Raw genomic sequence first — 16,166 nt, 5'->3', positions numbered from 1 at the left:
TCAGGCCGGCGGAGCGGTGGCGAACTCCTTCATCCCCTCGGCGAAGCCGATCCGCGCCTGAAAACCGAGCTCGACGGCCGCCCGGTGCGGCGAGGCCACGATGTGGCGCACGTCGCCCAGCCGGTACTCCCCGGTGGTGACCGGTTCCGGTCCACCCCGCTGCGCCGCCAGGGCCGAGGCCAGCTCCCCGACGGTGTGGGGCTCGCCGCTGGCGATGTTGTAGACGGTCAGCGTTCCGGGCTCGCCGGTGGTGAGGGCGGCGACGTTGGCTTCGGCGACGTCGCGTACGTGTACGAAGTCGCGCGTCTGCCCGCCGTCCTCGAACACGCGCGGGGCATGACCGGCTTCCAACGCGGACCGGAAGATCGCCGCGACGCCCGAGTACGGCGTGTTCCTCGGCATCCTGGGGCCGTAGACGTTGTGGTAGCGAAGGGCGGTGGCCGTGCCGCCCGTCTCGCGCGCCCAGTTGGCGGCGAGCTGCTCCTGCGCCAGCTTGGTGGTGGCGTAGGCGTTGCGCGGGTCCGTCGGCGCGTCCTCGCCGATGGCGGTGAAGGCCACGGCTGCACCGCAGCGGGGACAGCGGGGTTCGAAGGACCCTTGCGCCAGGTCCGCGGGGGAGCGGGGGCCGGGCCGTACCCGACCGTGCCGGTCACAGTCGTAGGCGCCCTCGCCGTAGACCACCACCGAGGACGCCAGTACCAGCCGCCCGACGCCGTGCTCCGCCATCGCCGCCAGCAGCACGGCCGTGCCGTACACGTTGACCGAGGCGTAGTCGGGCAGGTCCGCCACGTTCACGCCGAGCCCGACCTTGGCCGCCTGGTGCACGACCGCATCGGTCCCCGGCAGCACCCGGCCGAGTACGGCCGGGTCACGAACGTCGTCGCCGGACCGGAGGTCGAGACCGGCCACCTCGTGGCCGCCCGCCTCCAACGCCTCGACCACATGACTTCCGATGAACCCCGCCGCACCGGTCACCAGCACCCGCGTCATCGCGACGCCCCGATCCCGGCGAGCGCGGCGGCGTAGCGCGACCCCGGAACCAGCGCCGCCACCTCGATCGCGTCCGTGATGGTGTCCACATCGGTCAGGCACGGCATCAAGGCGACGCTCATTCCCGCCTCCCTGAGTCTTCGCAGCTGGATCTCGCCGGTGGTCGGCTCCGACATCGGCACGCCGAGCAGCAGCGCGGCGTCGGGTACGCGCAGCCCGAGCAGCCAGAAGCCGCCGTCGGCCGCCGGGCCGAGCACCGCGTCGTGGTCGGCGAGCAGCGACACGGCCTCGGCCAGCAGGCCGACGGACACCTGCGGGGTGTCAATGCCGATGAGCACGATCGGGGCGGGCGACAGCCGGTGGGTGTCCTCGAAGGCCGCGGCCAGGCGTTCGTCCAGACCGTTTCCACGCTGCGGGAGGACGGTGAAGCCGCTGGGAAGCCAGGCTCCCGGAGCGCCGTCGAGGGCGAGCACGCGATCGACGCCGGGGACCCGGGTGACGGTGAGCAGCGTGTCCTCCAGCGCGGCGGCGGCCAGAGCGGCGGCCTCACCAGCGGTGAGAGGCGGAACGAGCCGCGTCTTCACCCTTCCCGGCACAGGTTCCTTCGCGATCACGACGATCTGCGCACGCGGGCCGGCGTCCGCGCTGTCCGCCGGACTCACGCGGCTCCATCCTGGTCGGCCAGGACCCGGCGCATGTCGCTGATGGCCTGTAGCGTGCCGCGCAACGTGCCGGTCACCTTCGACCTGCCCTCGCGGGGCAGGTAGTCCACCCGTGCCTCGTGGATCCGCCAGCCCGCCGCCCCGGCGCGCAGCACCATCTCCAGCGGATAGCCGAACCGCCGGTCGACGAGCCCCAGCCCGATCAGCTCGACCCGCCCGCACGCCCGCATCGGTCCCAGGTCGTGCAGCGAGGCACCGGTGCGGCGGCGCAGCCTCCGGGCCAGTACGGCGTTGCCGAGCCGGGCGTGCACCGGCCACGACGCGCCCGGCCGGAGGACACGACGGCCGAGGACGAGGTCGGCCGCGCCGGCCACGACGGGCCTGCTCACCCGGGGCAGTTGCGCCGGGTCGAGCGAGGCGTCGGCGTCCATGAAACACACGACGTCCGAGGCGGCGGCCAGCAGCCCCGCATGGCAGGCGGCGCCGAACCCACGCTGGAGCTCGCACACCACCGTCGCGCCGAGCTCGGCCGCGATCTTCGCGGACCCGTCGGTGGAGCCGTTGTCGACCACGATCGGGCGGAAGCCGTCCGGCATCCGCCCCAGCACCCACGGAAGAGCCGCGGCCTCGTTCAGGCAGGGCAGCACCACGTCGATCTCCACGCCGCAGACGCTAACGCGGCACCTCGGTCCGCACCCTCGTGAAGAGGCTCGCCTTTCCGAGAAATGACCAGCTCAGAGCCGTCACAAGGATCGCGAGACGATCGACGGCGCAAATCGTGACCAGGACCAGAACGTGATCTCCGGCCTGCGCGGCTCCCCGGCAACCGCGGGCCATCGATCGTGAAGTGGCGGCTGATCGTGGGTTTGTGAGAAGGTTGTCGCCTGCCGGTCGGGGCGATTGAGCCTCGCACTCATCGCGCGGCGACCGCCTTCGAAGGCTGGCTGGAGACGTTCCCCGGCCCTTGGCAAGGGTAGCTGCGCTGTTACGTGTGGCGGGACGGCGACGACCGCCGTGTCGGGGAGACGAGTCCGCGTCCTGATGCTCCCCGTCACCCGGTCGCCGCACGGCGTTCACAGGGGCAAGGATCGAGTGCACGGAAGTCCTTCGAGGAGATGACCGGCAGCAGGGGTGTGGGAGTTTGTGAGGAGTCGGCTATGACCATGAATGCAACCGGCGGCGAGGCCACCTTCGCCGATCTTGGGCTCCGAGCCGAGATCCTGGATGTGCTGTCCGCTCTGGGTTATGAGGAGCCCACGCCGATCCAGAGCGAGGCGATCCCGCCGTTGGTGGAAGGGCGTGATCTGCTCGGGCAGGCGGCTACGGGCACCGGGAAGACCGCCGCCTTCGCGCTGCCCGTGCTCCAGCGCATGCCGCTCCCCGGCAGCGGCTCCGGGGTCGCGACGCTGGTGCTTGTGCCCACGCGTGAGCTGGCCATCCAGGTCTCGGAGGCGTTCCATCGGTACGGCCGGATATTGGGGACCCGCGTGTTGCCGATCTACGGCGGAGCGCCCATCGGCCGCCAGTTGCAGGCGCTCAAGCGCGGGGTGGACGTCGTGGTCGCGACACCGGGACGGGCCCTCGACCACATCGGCCGGGGAACGCTTGACCTGGACGAACTGCGCACCGTTGTGCTGGACGAGGCCGACGAGATGCTCGACATGGGGTTCGCCGACGACATCGAGGAGATCCTCGCGGCGACTCCGGAGGATCGCCAGACCGTGCTGTTCTCCGCGACGCTTCCGCCCCGCATCGACGGGATCGCCCGCCGTCACCTGCGCGAGCCGGTACGGATAGAAATGGGGCATGCGGCGGCGGGGAAGGACGAGGCGACGCCGCTGGTGGAGCAGAGCGCCTACCTGGTCGCCAGGGCGCACAAACCCGCCGCGCTCGGCCGCCTCCTCGACATCGAGGCGCCTGCGGCCGCGATCGTGTTCTGCCGCACGCGTGAGGAGGTCGACCAGCTCACGGAGGCCATGAACGGGCGTGGCTACCGTGCCGAGGCGCTGCACGGTGGCATGGAGCAGGAGCAGCGCGATCGGGTGATGTCGCGGCTGCGGGGCGGGACGGCCGACTTGCTCATCGCGACCGACGTGGCCGCGCGGGGTCTCGACGTCGAACAACTCACCCACGTGGTCAACTACAACGTTCCGTCCGCGCCCGAGGCGTACGTGCACCGCATCGGCAGGGTGGGCCGCGCCGGCCGCGAAGGGGTGGCTCTGACGCTGGTGGAGCCACGTGAGCACCGCATGCTCAAGGCGATAGAGCGGGTGACCAGGCAACGGATCTCGGTGGAGAGGCTGCCGACCGTCGCCGACCTGCGGGCGCGCCGGATGGAGCTGACCCGTGCCGCGCTGGAGGAATGCCTTCTCCAGGACGACCTCGAGCCCTTCCACGCCGTGGTCGAGTCGCTCACCGACGAGTTCGATCTCATGGAGGTGGCGCTCGCCGCCGTCAAGCTGGCGCACGAGTCCAGCGGGGCCGGGCTCGACATGGAGGAGATCCCCGAGGTGGCTCCGCGAACCGTGGACCAGCGGCGCGGGGGGCGGGAGGCCGCCACGGACGGCCAGCGACCCGGTCGCGCGCCGTCGGGCGGAATGGTACGCCTGTTCTTCAATCTGGGACGCAGTGCGGGAATCCGCCCACAGGACCTGGTCGGCGCGATAGCCGGCGAATCGCGCCTGAGCGGACGCGACATCGGCGCGATCGAGATCGCCGACCGGTTCTCGCTGGTGGAGGTGCCACAAGCCGCGGCCGACGAGGTGATCGACGCCCTCCGGCGAAGCACGATCAAGGGAAGGCGACCGACCGTCCGCCGCGAGCGGGAGACGCGCGGCAGACGAACACGATGATCCGCGGCTCGTCGAAGGCGAGCGTGGACGCGGGCGGTCGACCCTGAGGACCTGGCAGGACGGGGTCGACCACCGTGCGGCAGCTTGGCCACGGAGCAGGTGAACGGCCTGCCGGCAGAGCTCACTGAGCAGGCCACCGGCCGGAGGCCATGCCCCGAGCCGAACGCCCACCCGCTCCTGGATGGCGAGCTCGCCGGTGCTTTCGCTGTCCCGGGCCTTGAGCCGCCATCGTGATGGAGCCGTTGAGGGGCCTCCGGCACGAAGGGCCGGCTGAGCCTGAGGCGAATGCCAGGATGCGGACGCCGCTCAATCCATCTCAGGGACCACGGCATCCCGTGGCGGGGCGTGAGACGCTAGATGGCGTGGGCGGGGGAGCTGATCGCGACCATGGACCTGGCCGACACCGTGCTGCCGGACGTCTGGGAGAGCCCTGTCACCGTCACAGCTTGACGAGCTTGGGATACGGCGCGGTGATCCGCCGTGTCTCCGCACCGAAGTCGACGAGAACGGCGACGTCCTCCTCGACCGCGATGACCCGGCCGAGGCCGTATTTGTCGTGGCTCACCTGGTCTTGCACGGCGAACTGCTCGACTGGGGGCGGAGCAGTTTCGGGAACTTTGAAGGGACTTCCCGGCAGGCGTCGCCGGGCCCCGGCTTGATTAGGCCTCATTGGAACCAGTATGGGCCCTGTTGAGGAATAAATCGACTTCTGTCCAAAACGCCCTGCTCTCCTGCGATGAGTGCTTTCGCTGGGACGTACGTGGTCCCCGCCTGCCCTCTGCCTGGACTCGGCGGCGGGGACGGGAACAGAACGGGCCGGCCTGCACGGGGTGCGGACCGGACCCGTTCCGCGACACACGTCAGGTCAGGCGGCGACGATGTTCTCCGCCTGCAGGCCCTTCTGGCCCTGGACGACGTCGAAGGACACCTTCTGCCCCTCGACCAGCTCACGGTAGCCGCCGTTGGCGACGATGTTGGAGTAGTGCGCGAAGACGTCGGCGCCGCCGCCGTCCTGCGCGATGAAGCCGAAGCCCTTTTCGGAGTTGAACCACTTCACGGTTCCGGTTGCCATGTCGATCTCCTTCGGATGCGTGCATAACGTATAGAATTCGCACCGCGCGAATCCCGCGTCGCCGTAATGAGCCCATCCGGAAATGACCGGCAAACAAAAACGCGCCTGGAGATCATACTCTGCCAGACGCGCACAAAGTCTTTATGGGTACCACAATTACAACTACCCGAAGCCTAGCACACGGGCGGCATCACCTCACCCCGGGTGCCAGGGAGGGCCGCGGAGGTGGCCTCGTTCGCCGCGACCGGCGGTCGGGGAGATCCTTCACACCACGATCGGCAGGGTGCGGTCCAGGCCGGTGATGTGCAGCAGTTTGGTCATGAACGGGCGAGGGGCGGCGAGGGCCAGGCTGATGCCCAGCCGTCGGGCGCGCTGCTGGATGCCGACGATGACGGCCAGGCCGGAGGCGTCGCAGAAGGAGACCGCGGACAGGTCGAGGACGAGCAGGCTGCTGCTGGACTTCAGGATGTCCAGCAGCCGCGAGTGCAGCTCTGGGCTGGTGAACATGTCGAGCTCACCCGACAGGCGGATGGTGGTCGGCTCTGACGGATCGGCCCTGCCGAGCGGGAAGGCGTCGACCACTGCCATACGATGCTCCGATCGAGGAAGGGGTACGGGCTGCTGCGGATCGGCTAGACCGGTCACCTGCGGGACGGGTGTGTCTTGTGGGTTGTGGGGGGTGATACGGCCGCCCTCGTTCTCCCACTCGGCCAGTTCGTCGGCCTGCGGCATGTCGGCCGGCCGGTGAGCGCCGGGCGAGCGCGCCGTCGGGCTGGGTCCGGCGTCGAACGCCAGGACCAGGAGCATGAGCATGACAGGCCGGGCGATCAGGCGGGGATCGGACCTGTGGATCCGTCGGCCGCAGGCTTCGGCATGCAGCATGATCCGGCTCGGTCGCCGGTGGACCGCGGTGTCGCGAGAGCGTGGCCACCACGTTCCGCCTCTGGTGCCGCGCCGGAAGGGCCGAACCGCAGAGTCGATCGCGGGGGCTGCGCCGGCGGCGGCGCTCAATGGTGGACGACGCAGTGGAGATGTCATGATCGTTGGCCCGTCTGGGCCTCCGCAAAAGCCCGAGTAAGGTCCATCGCCGGGGGCCGACGCCGACCTGACCGCCAACGCACGAAATGTCCTCGGTGGCTTCAGACTATATGTTGCTTCCGTATTTACTTCATTTCAGAAGTAAAAATCCGCCATGATTCCACATCTGAGCTCGCGGCCACCCTGGCCATACCTGCATGGGCGACTTTGCCGGGCCGCGCCTGCTCGTCATCGACGAACTGGGCTACCCCGCCCCTGCCGCAGTGCCACCTGACAGCCGGCACGATCTTGACCACCGACGGCCGCCGCCATGCTCCCCACGGGTGGAAATCCGGTGGCGGGCGCGGGGATCAAGGGTTGATGATGCGATCATGCAGACGGCGCATCCCACCATCGCGCCAGATCGCGAGATCGCCTGCGACGAGTCGGGCTGGGAGGGCGCCAACCTCGTGGCCGGGAGCTCGGAGGTCATCGCGTACGCCAGTGTGCGGCTGAGCGTCGACGCGGCCACGGAGTGCCTGCGCGAGCTCGGCGGTCGCACCGGGCACCTGAAGCGGGAGTACAAGGCGTCGCATGTGCTCCGCGCTGATCGACGGTCCACGGTGACGAGTCTGCTCGGTCCGGCCGGGCCCATCCACGGCAATGCCTTCGTCCATCTCACCGAGAAGGCCTACTTCGTCGTCGGCAGGCTCCTCGACCTCGTCCTCGGGCAGTCCGCGGACGTGGCGAGCGCCGGCGTCGACGCCGATCGGCGGCTCACCGGACTGGCGACCACGCTCAGCCGGGAAGGTCCCGAAGCGTTCGGCCGTGATCGGTGGCAGGCCTTCCTGGTCGCGTCCAACGCCGTCCTGCGGGCGTGGAAACCTCGGAACGTGCGTGAGCCCGTGGACGCGTTCGTCGATGTGGTCGAGACGCTCACCGCACGCGACGGAGGTGGTCGCGTGGGCGCGATTCTCGACGAGCTTCGACGGGAGAGATCGGTCGCCTACGCGGCGCGGGCCCAGCTCCTCGAGCACCGCGTCCTGCAACCGGCTCTGGAACCCCTGATCCCCGCCCTCGCCAGGACCATTCTGCATTGGAGCCGGGGCGGCGGGATCGACGTGTCGATCGTGCACGACGAGCAGTCCGCCCTGACCGAGCGGCGCATCCGGCGACTCGAACGGCAACTTCTGCGGCCCGGCCGCCGCCTCCGTTTCAGGCAGGTGGACTCGCGTACGGATCCGCGGGTCCAGGTGGCCGATGTGGTGGCCGGAGTCGCGCGGAGGCTCGCGGCCGACGAACTCCGCGGACGCGGGGACGCGGAACTCGGTGAGTTGCTGCGCGCCTACATCGATCCGGCCTCACGTTGGTGCGACGAACGGAGCTGGTCCCGCCTCGGCCCGACGCGCTGATCGGCGTCGCGGGTAGCTCGGCGGCAACGGACACATCGGGAACGGGGGCAGGCGACGATGCGAGGGACGACCCGGTTGAGGCAGTTGATCGGAGCCCCGGAGATTCTGGTGGCCCCCGGCGCGTACGACGAGACCGGCGCGCGGCTGGTCCAGGCGCTGGGTTTCCAAGCGGTCTGCCGATGATCGCCGACGGTGACACCGGCCACGGAAATCCGCTCAACGTACGGCGCGCGGTCCGCGAGTACGAGGCGGCCGGCGCGGCGGCGATGCACCGCCCGGCGCGACCCCGACTTCGTGATCACCGCCCGTACCGACGCGCGGACCACGATGGGCCTCGACGAGGCGCTCGATCGCGGCGCGGCCTACCACGAGGCGGGTGCCGACCTGTTGTTCATCGAGTCCCCCGAGAACGAGGGGGAGATGCGGCGCATCTGTGAGACGTTCCGCAGCCGGGTTCGGCCTCGACGAGCACGCCGTGCTGGAGCAGCGGTACCAGATTCCGGGATGAGGTCCGCGTCAGTCCAGGACCACGGCGGAACGCAGGGCGGCGCGGATGCAGCCGGCAGGGTCGCCGAGGTGGTAGATCCGCTCCGACGGCTCGATGCCGTCCAGGAACTCCTGGTAGCGGACGGCGTAGTCCAGGTGGGACAGCGGTTCGGCGATCGCGAGCGCTCGGGCCGGGTCGCAACCGGGTGCGTGAGCGGCCCAGGCCTGGATCCACGCCTCGGCGGCGGCGGGTCGTTTGGCGGGGGGAAGCCAGTCACGGGCCCGTATTCCGTCCAGCACCGGGTTGCCGAGGTGCGCGTCGGCGAAGTCCACCACGGCCGGCGGGCCGCCGTCGCTGCGCCAGTTTCCCGGGTGGAAGTCGCCGTGCACGACCGTGTCGGGCAGGCCGCACTCGGCCAGCATGGGCCACCGTTCGACCAGCTCGTACGCTCCCGCCAGCTCCTCGGCGGTCAGCTCGCCGCCCACGTCACAGGCGAGCAGGACGCGGACCCGGTCGGCGACGGCGGGTCCGCGCCGGTCCGGCAACCCGGGCGGGATCGCGTCCGCCAGCCGGGCCTGCGCGGCCGCCAGTCGCCGCACGGCGCTGTCGATGATCTCGACGGGGGCGTCCCAGCAGTCCTCGCCGGGAAGGTGCTCCAGCAGGACCCGCCCCGGTCCCGACGCCACGACCGTGGGAACCAGCCCTGGGTCCAGGGCCGCGAACCTGCCCATGACGGCGGCCTCGTCGGCGGCGAAGTGCGGCGTGGCCTTCAGCCAAACCGGCCCCTGGGCGGTGGGCAGGAGGAACAGTCCGGCCAGGTTCCAGGTCTTGCGTTGCCGGATCGGCCCGGTCAGCGGTCGCCCGGCCGTCCTCAGCGCGTCCGCCGCCCAGCCGAACAGCTCCCGCAGCCCGTCGATCCGCGCCCACGGCGCCCGCAGCCGCTCGGGCCTGTCCAGCACCGCGTGATCGGCGGGCAGCGGGGCTGTCAGCCGCCCGGGCGCGGGCCGCTCCAGCGCCTCGACGTGATAGGTCACGTGACCGTCGCGGCCGCCTTCGCCGCCGTCCACGTCCAACAGGCGCAGCACCAGCACGTCCACGCCGAGCGCCTGTCGCAGGTGCGCGACGACCGGCTCCACCTCGGCCCACCACGGCACCTCCACCGCGAACGGGCCGATGACACCGAGCCGCTCGTCACCCGAGGTCATCCATGCGCTGACTGTCCTGCTCATTCGCTCAGTGTGATCGCTCCCCGCGGCGGCCGCCACGGAATATCCGGCCGGTGCGGCACCACGTGAACCCGACGGTCTCCACGCTCGTCTGACCTCACTCGGTCACCGACCGGCCATCCAGCGGACTTTCCCCAATGTACGCGCGTTCATCGACGGGGTACAGTCTCGCCTACGACACCGATGAACGCGCGTTCATGAACGCCCACCACGACCCCGCACTGCGGGGCGGAACGGACGAAACGATGCGGAAGACTCTTGCGGCCGTGGTGGTCGCGGTCGCCGGCGCGCTGGTCGCCGGCGGTTGCTCCTCACCGGTCTCGACCAGTACGGCGGCCGGCTCGACCGGCACGGACAGCTTGGTCGTCTACAGCAACTCGGTCTCCGACGGCCGCGGCGACTGGCTGAAGGCGCAGGCGGCGAAGGCCGGTTTCGCCGTGCAGTTCGTCGACCTCGGCGGCGGTGACATCCAGAACCGGCTGCTCGCCGAGAAGAGCAACCCGATCGCCGACGTCACGTTCGGCCTCAACAGCGTCTACTTCGGCAAGCTGAAGGCGGCGGGCGTGCTGCAGAGCTACACCCCCGCCTGGTCCGGTGAGGTCGACGCCGCCATGGGCGACGCGGACGGGAAGCAGTTCTGGCCGATCGTGCGCGAACCGGTGATGCTGGTCTACAAGCAGTCGCTCGCCCCGGCTCAGCAGCCGGCGGACTGGCCGGACCTGTGGACGAAGCCGCAGTTCGACAAGCGCTACGAAGTGCCCAGCGCGCTCGGTGGCGCGACCGCGCAGACGGTGCTGGCCGGCATCCTCAGCCGCTACCGCGACGACGGCGGCGACCTCGGCGTCAGCCAGGCCGGCTGGGACGCGGTGAAGGCCTACTTCGCCCACGGCGCACCGGCTGTCACCGGCACCGACCTGTACGCGCAGCTGGCGGCCGGGAAGGTCGACGCCGGCCAGATGTGGCTGGCCGGCAAGGCCACCCGCGAGAAGCAGTACCAGGTCCAGACCGAGGCCGCACACCCCAAGATCGGGGTCCCGATGACGGTCCAGCAGGTGGGTCTCGTCGCCGGAACGAAGAAGGCCGACGCGGCGAAGAAGTTCATCGACTGGTTCGGCAGCGCCGACGTCCAAGGTGCGTGGTCGAAGAAGTTCTTCACCGCCCCGACGAACAAGGCGGCGGTCTCGAAGGCCGACGCCGACGCGGTCCGGATCACCGACTCCTTCACCGCCCAGGCGATCGACTGGACGTTCGTCACCCAGCACCTCGACCAGTGGGTCGAGAAGGTCGAACTCGAGTACCTCAGCAAATGATCACCTTCGACGATGTCACCGTGCGGTTCGGCGGCTTCGAGGCGCTGCCGTCGTTCTCGCTCCGGATCGAGGCAGGGGAGTTCTTCACCCTGCTCGGGCCCTCGGGCTGCGGCAAGACCACCGCGCTGCGCGTACTGGCCGGGTTCGTCGAACCGGCGGCCGGCGACGTCCTGGTCGACGGCCGCACCGTGACCCACGTGCCGAGCGGCAGGCGGGAGATCGGCATGGTGTTCCAGAACTACGCGCTCTTCCCGAGCATGAGCGTCCGCGACAACATCGCCTTCGGCCTGCGGGTCAGGAAGCACCCGCAGGCCGAGGTCGACCGCCGCGTCGCCGAGATCGCGGAGCAGGTCGACCTCTCCGCCGCGCAGCTGGCCAAAGGCGTCGCCGAGCTGTCCGGCGGGCAGCAGCAACGCGTCGCGATCGCCCGGGCGCTGATCATGCGGCCGAAGGTGCTGCTGCTGGACGAGCCGCTGTCCAACCTCGACGCCAAGCTTCGCCAGCAGCTCCGAGGCCAGTTGAAGGACCTGCAGACCCGGTTCGGCATCACGACGGTGTACGTCACTCACGACCAGGAGGAGGCCCTGTCGATGAGCGACCGGATCGCGGTGCTCGACCACGGCCGGATCGAGCAGGTGGGATCGCCCGAGGAGATCTACCAGCAGTCGGCGACCGAGTTCGTCTGCACCTTCATCGGCCAGGTGAACAAGCTCAGCGCCGAGCTGGTGAAGGAGCTCGCCGCGCGGGGCGCCGATCGGCTCGACCCCGGCAAGGCCTCGTACCTGCGGATCGAGAAGATCGGCCTCGACCGGCCGGGGGCGGGAGTCTCCCTCCCCGGCACCGTCACCGGCCGCGCCTTCCACGGGGCGCACACGATGTACCGGGTACGCACGGAGCATGACGTGCTGCAGGTGATGCAGAGCGACGGCCGCCTCGACGCGGGTGACCAGGTCGACGTCGTCATCGACCCGGAGTCGGTGCTGCAGTATCCGGTGCTGCAGTATCCGGTGGCGGCCTGATGAGAGGCCGGGTCCGCTCGCCGTGGTTCGTGGTGGCCGCGGCGGTGCTGCTGTGGTTCATCGCCGCGTTCCTGATCTATCCGAACGTCGTCACGCTGCACGAGATCTTCTTCCCCGGCGGCTCGTTCAGCACCCGAGCGTTCGAGCGGCTGTGGTCCTCGCAGCGTGCCGTCGACTCGCTGCGCAACAGCTTCCTGCTGGCGCTCGTCCTGTCGGTGACCGTCAACGTCGTCGGCGTGTTCGTCGTACTGGTGACCCGCTACCTGGCCGTACGTGGTGCCCGCCTGCTCTGGCTGGGCTACGCGACGACACTGGTGTACGGCGGCGTCGTGGCCGTCTCGGGCTACAAGTTCGTGTACGGCGAGGGCGGGCTCGTCACGCGCCTCCTGCTGTCGGTGTTTCCCGGTGCGGACCCGGGATGGTTCTCCGGGATGCTCGCGGTCGTCGTGGTGATGACGTTGACCGGCACGGGGCACCATCTGCTCTTCCTGTCCGCCGCGCTGGCCCGGATCGACCAGCAGACCGTCGAGGCCGCCCAGCAGCTCGGCGCCTCGCCCTGGCGGATCCTGCGGCAGGTCGTGTTGCCGGTGCTCAGGCCGACGCTGTTCGCGGTCACGACGCTGACCTTCCTGGGCGGACTGGCCGCGTTCGCCGCGCCGCAGGTGCTGGGCGGCCGGGAGTTCCAGACGATCACCCCGATGATCCTGACCTTCGCCGGGATCCCGACCTCGCGGGACCTCGCGGCGACACTCGCGCTGATCCTCGGGGTGGCGACGCTGGTGCTGCTCACCGCCCTCAACCGGCTGGAGGCGGGCGGGACCTACTTCTCGGTCTCGAAGGTGCCGGCGACCTTGCGGAAGCAGCGCATCACCAACCCGGTCGCGAACGTGGTCGTGCACGCCTGCGCCTACCTGTTGTTCGCGGCCTACGCCGTACCGCCGCTGCTGATCGTGGTCTTCTCGTTCACGGACGCGGCGACCATCTCGACGGGGCGGCTGAGCGTGGACGGCTTCACCCTGGCCAACTACCAGCGCGTGCTCACCGACGCCACGGCGTACTGGCCCTTCGTCGTGAGCATCGGCTACGCGACGGTGACCGCGGTCGTCGTCATCGCGATGATGCTGTTCGTGGCGCGGGCGCTGCAGAAGTTCGTCAATCCCGTGACGATCGCGATCGAGTACCTGCTGCACATCCCGTGGGTCCTGCCCAGCACGCTGCTCGCACTCGGGCTCGTCATTACCTACTCGGCGCCGCGGCCGATCATCGGCGGCGTCGTCCTGACCGGCACGGTCAGCCTCCTGGCGATCGGCTACATCACGGCCAAGATCCCGTTCACCCTGCGGCTGATGAAGGCCGCGTACGCCGGGATCCCCGACTCGCTGGAGGAGGCCGCGTCCATCCTCGGCGCCGGCCGGATGCGCACCTACGTGCGTGTCCTGGTGCCGTTGGTCCTGCCCGTGGCGGCGGCCGTCACGGCCCTGAACTTCACCGGCCTGCTCGACGACTACGACCTCGCCGTGTTCCTCGCCCACCCGCTCTACCAGCCGCTCGGCATCACCATCCAGAACGCCACCCAGAACCAGGGCAACGCGGACGCCACCGGACTGACCTTCGTGTACGCCGTGCTGCTCATGCTCGTCTGCACCGTCGCGATGTGGTTCGTCTACGGCCGCAACAGCAGGAGTCGAGGGTGAACCACTCCATCACCACAACCAGGGGGTACTACTTGTTCGGCCGGCCGCAGTACAAGGAGATCAACGCGCTGCTCAACCAGGCATTGGCGGAGCGCACACCGCTGATCGCCGTACACCGGGGCACCGGGCTGGGGAACATCCCCGAGAACACCGCAGAGGCGGTCGAGACCGCCCTGGTCGAGGGGGCCGACATGGTCGAGATCGACCTCGTCGAGTCGACCGACGGGGACTTCTTCCTCTTCCACGACGGCATGGAGCGGCAGGCCTTCGACCGCGACGTCGACCTCCGGGCGCTGTCCACCGCGGAGATCCGCGCGCTGCGGTACCGATGGGTGCGCGGCGACGCCGGGGTGAGCGAGCTGGCCGACGTACTGGAGCGCTTCCGCGGCGACGTGCTGTTCAACGTGGACCGGTCGTGGTGGTACTGGGATCGCCTGCTGCCGTTCGCCGACCGGTTCGACCTGGCGGGACAGCTGGTCTTCAAGAGCCCGGTGGAGGAGGTGTGGCTCGACAAGCTGCGACGGCATCCGGTCAAGTACCCGTTCGTTCCGATGGTGCGGACCCGCGCGGACATCGACGCCGTGCTCCACGACCCCGACCTGAACCTGGTCGGCGTCGAACTGCTGGCCAAGAACGAGACGGACGAGCTGGCCCGGCCCGAGCTGATCGACGAGCTGCACGGCGCCGGTCTGGCGTGCCTGCTGAACGCGATCAACCTGTCCGACGGCGTCCCGCTCTTCCACGGCCGCGACGACCACACCTCGGTCCTCGGCGATCCGGCCGAGGGCTGGGGGTGGCTGATCGCGCACGGCGCGGACATCATCCAGACCGACTGGCCCGGCCTGCTGTGCCGGTACCGGGAGGAAACGATCGGGATCGTCCGTCGTGCGCACCGGCGCCGATAGGATCCGCGGGTGGGATCAGGTGAGGCGGCCAAGAGCAGGCGCCGATCGTCGAAGCCGCAGTCGCAGTCGCCCCTGAACGTGACGATGATGGCGGTCGCCGCGGAAGCGGGTGTCTCCCGGGCGACCGTGTCACGGGTGTTCCACGGCACCACCCCGGTCGCGCCGAGCACCCGCGACGCGGTCCATGCAGCGGCCGAGCGGCTCGGGTACATCCCGAACGAGATGGCCCGATCGCTGGCCGCCAGCAGCTCGGACATCATCGGCCTGCTGCTGCGCGGACCGAGCAATCCGGCGTACGGCCTGCTGTTCAGCGAGCTGCAGGCCGAGATCAGCCGGCTCGGGCTGCAGATGATCACCGTCGCCCCGTCGCCGACCGAAGGCGCGAACTTCGAACGGCAGGCGCTCAACCGGCTGCTCGGCCTCCGGGTCGGCGGGATGTTCGTCTCCACCGGTGTCATCCGGACCGAGATGCTCGAGCCGTTCCTGGACGTGGTGCCGGTCGTCATCATCGGACGGCCGGAGAACCACCCGCGGATCTACAGCGTCTCCTACGACGAGAACGGCAACGCGACCCTGCTCGCGGACGCGGTCGCGGCGCAGGGCCACCGCGACGTCGCCGTGGTGATCCCGAGTGCCGAGCTCTCCGTGGCGGAGAACCTGCGCGGCCGGGTGATGGCCCGGCGACTGAAGCAGCACGGTGTCACCGTGCACCGGATACCGTCGCCCACGTTCGGCGTCGTCGAGGAGGGCATCGCCGAGGTGATGGCGCTGTACGACGCCGGCACGATCACGGCGGCGATGTTCCCGACGGACCTGCGCCTGCTCGCCTTCCTGTCACACGCCCGCGCCGTCGGGGTCCGCACGCCGGAAGACCTGTCCGTCACCGGCTGCGACGGGGTCCTGCCCGGGGTGGAGCTGCTGGGCATCACCACGGTGCGCATCCCGGTCGAGCGGGCCGCCGTACGGGCCGCGACGGTGATGCAGTCGATGCTCGCCGAGCCGGACCGGGTCAAGATCGAACACGAACTGCTCCCCGGCACGCTGCTGCCCGGGCGCACGCTCGGACCGCCTCGACGCGGCACCCGTACGGCGGCAGGGCTCACGCGCTGACGTACTGGCCGGCGTAGGTCTCGGCGGGTGCGATGGGCGTGATGACGTCGATCAGGACGCCGTTGGGGTCGGCCACGATGAAGTGCCGCTGGCCGAAGTCCTCGCTGCGCAGCTCGAGCTCGGGTCGCAGCCCTTCACCGGCGACGAGCCGTTCCCATTCGGCGTCGACGTCCTCCACCTCGAAGTTGAGCAGCAGCCCGCGCACCGGCGCGCGATATCCCTCGGGCACCGTCGGATGGGTGTGGTCGAGCAGCGCGAGTTCGTACGCCAACGGCCCCGGCCGCCGCAGGCTGACATACCAGGCCGCCTCGAAGGTCGTCTCGAAGCCGAACAGCCGGGTGTAGAAGTCGTGGGACTCCGTCAACCGCGAAGTGCCGATGACCGGGTAGAAGCTGGTCAGCCTCATGAAA

The 16,166-nt window shown here is 70.0% G+C and carries 15 protein-coding genes and 1 pseudogene; 8 read left to right on the top strand and 8 right to left on the bottom strand.

Annotated features, from left to right (window positions below):
- From ABZS69_RS29305 to ABZS69_RS29295, 3 genes are read right to left on the bottom strand one after another with little or no spacing between them, the layout of a single operon-like run.
- Positions 1-990 carry an NAD-dependent epimerase/dehydratase family protein gene (locus ABZS69_RS29305; protein ID WP_355378179.1) on the bottom strand — a complete coding sequence of 330 codons (990 nt, stop codon included), beginning with the start codon at positions 988-990 and terminating at the stop codon, positions 1-3.
- Complete coding sequence (locus ABZS69_RS29300; protein ID WP_355378177.1) at positions 987-1,652, bottom strand: TIGR04282 family arsenosugar biosynthesis glycosyltransferase; 666 nt, start codon at positions 1,650-1,652, stop codon at positions 987-989. Before ABZS69_RS29300 ends, ABZS69_RS29305 begins: the two co-directional genes overlap by 4 nt.
- A complete protein-coding gene (locus ABZS69_RS29295; protein ID WP_355378175.1) occupies positions 1,649-2,314 on the bottom strand; it encodes a glycosyltransferase family 2 protein in 666 nt (221 codons plus the stop codon). Before ABZS69_RS29295 ends, ABZS69_RS29300 begins: the two co-directional genes overlap by 4 nt.
- A 495-nt stretch (positions 2,315-2,809) precedes the next feature.
- Between ABZS69_RS29295 and ABZS69_RS29290 the strand changes: the two genes are divergently transcribed.
- Positions 2,810-4,504: a DEAD/DEAH box helicase gene (locus tag ABZS69_RS29290; protein ID WP_355378174.1), complete on the top strand. Its 1,695-nt coding sequence runs from the start codon at positions 2,810-2,812 to the stop codon at positions 4,502-4,504.
- 439 nt (positions 4,505-4,943) lie between these two features.
- Here ABZS69_RS29290 and ABZS69_RS29285 read toward each other — a convergent pair whose 3' ends face one another.
- The 3 genes from ABZS69_RS29285 to ABZS69_RS29275 form a co-directional block, all read right to left on the bottom strand.
- Positions 4,944-5,081 (bottom strand): hypothetical protein, encoded by a 138-nt coding sequence (locus ABZS69_RS29285; RefSeq protein ID WP_355378172.1) that lies wholly within the window; start codon positions 5,079-5,081, stop codon positions 4,944-4,946.
- Between the two features lie 288 nt (positions 5,082-5,369).
- Positions 5,370-5,576 (bottom strand): cold-shock protein, encoded by a 207-nt coding sequence (locus tag ABZS69_RS29280; protein ID WP_355378171.1) that lies wholly within the window; start codon positions 5,574-5,576, stop codon positions 5,370-5,372.
- A gap of 264 nt (positions 5,577-5,840) precedes the next feature.
- The gene (locus tag ABZS69_RS29275) at positions 5,841-6,458 is read right to left on the bottom strand and encodes an STAS domain-containing protein (RefSeq protein WP_355378169.1); all 618 of its coding nucleotides are present in this window, start codon (positions 6,456-6,458) and stop codon (positions 5,841-5,843) included.
- A 527-nt stretch (positions 6,459-6,985) separates the two neighbouring features.
- Between ABZS69_RS29275 and ABZS69_RS29270 the strand changes: the two genes are divergently transcribed.
- Together ABZS69_RS29270 and ABZS69_RS29265 are read left to right on the top strand one after the other, a co-directional pair.
- The gene (locus ABZS69_RS29270; protein WP_355378167.1) at positions 6,986-8,005 is read left to right on the top strand and encodes a hypothetical protein; all 1,020 of its coding nucleotides are present in this window, start codon (positions 6,986-6,988) and stop codon (positions 8,003-8,005) included.
- Between the two features lie 327 nt (positions 8,006-8,332).
- A pseudogene (locus ABZS69_RS29265) lies at positions 8,333-8,401 on the top strand (hypothetical protein); the annotation flags it as partial.
- Positions 8,402-8,521: 120 nt separating this feature from the next.
- Here ABZS69_RS29265 and ABZS69_RS29260 read toward each other — a convergent pair.
- Entirely contained in the window at positions 8,522-9,721 is a 1,200-nt protein-coding gene (locus ABZS69_RS29260) for an aminoglycoside phosphotransferase family protein (RefSeq protein ID WP_355378166.1), read from the bottom strand.
- A 242-nt stretch (positions 9,722-9,963) separates the two neighbouring features.
- Between ABZS69_RS29260 and ABZS69_RS29255 the strand changes: the two genes are divergently transcribed.
- Genes ABZS69_RS29255 through ABZS69_RS29235 form a run of 5 tightly spaced genes read left to right on the top strand, consistent with a single transcriptional unit; the run spans position 9,964 to position 15,756 of the window.
- Complete coding sequence (locus tag ABZS69_RS29255; protein WP_355378165.1) at positions 9,964-11,028, top strand: extracellular solute-binding protein; 1,065 nt, start codon at positions 9,964-9,966, stop codon at positions 11,026-11,028.
- Complete coding sequence (locus tag ABZS69_RS29250) at positions 11,025-12,047, top strand: ABC transporter ATP-binding protein (RefSeq protein ID WP_355378163.1); 1,023 nt, start codon at positions 11,025-11,027, stop codon at positions 12,045-12,047. The genes ABZS69_RS29255 and ABZS69_RS29250 overlap by 4 nt, the downstream gene beginning before the upstream one ends.
- Positions 12,047-13,741: an iron ABC transporter permease gene (locus tag ABZS69_RS29245; RefSeq protein ID WP_355378162.1), complete on the top strand. Its 1,695-nt coding sequence runs from the start codon at positions 12,047-12,049 to the stop codon at positions 13,739-13,741. The genes ABZS69_RS29250 and ABZS69_RS29245 overlap by 1 nt, the downstream gene beginning before the upstream one ends.
- On the top strand, positions 13,738-14,646 hold the full coding sequence (locus ABZS69_RS29240) for a glycerophosphodiester phosphodiesterase family protein (RefSeq protein WP_355378160.1): 909 nt from the start codon (positions 13,738-13,740) through the stop codon (positions 14,644-14,646). Before ABZS69_RS29245 ends, ABZS69_RS29240 begins: the two co-directional genes overlap by 4 nt.
- A 9-nt stretch (positions 14,647-14,655) precedes the next feature.
- Positions 14,656-15,756, top strand: coding sequence for a LacI family DNA-binding transcriptional regulator (locus tag ABZS69_RS29235; protein ID WP_355378158.1), 1,101 nt, complete (start codon positions 14,656-14,658; stop codon positions 15,754-15,756).
- Here the strand turns inward: ABZS69_RS29235 and ABZS69_RS29230 are convergent.
- Positions 15,746-16,162, bottom strand: a complete 417-nt coding sequence (locus tag ABZS69_RS29230) for a VOC family protein (protein ID WP_355378157.1) — start codon at positions 16,160-16,162, stop codon at positions 15,746-15,748. The two genes, ABZS69_RS29235 and ABZS69_RS29230, sit on opposite strands and share 11 nt — an antisense overlap.
- Positions 16,163-16,166: the final 4 nt, after the last annotated feature.

Origin of the sequence: Nonomuraea sp. NPDC005650 (assembly GCF_040605375.1) — a bacterium.
GTDB lineage: Bacteria > Actinomycetota > Actinomycetes > Streptosporangiales > Streptosporangiaceae > Nonomuraea.
This window is presented reverse-complemented; position numbering and strand designations above follow the sequence as displayed.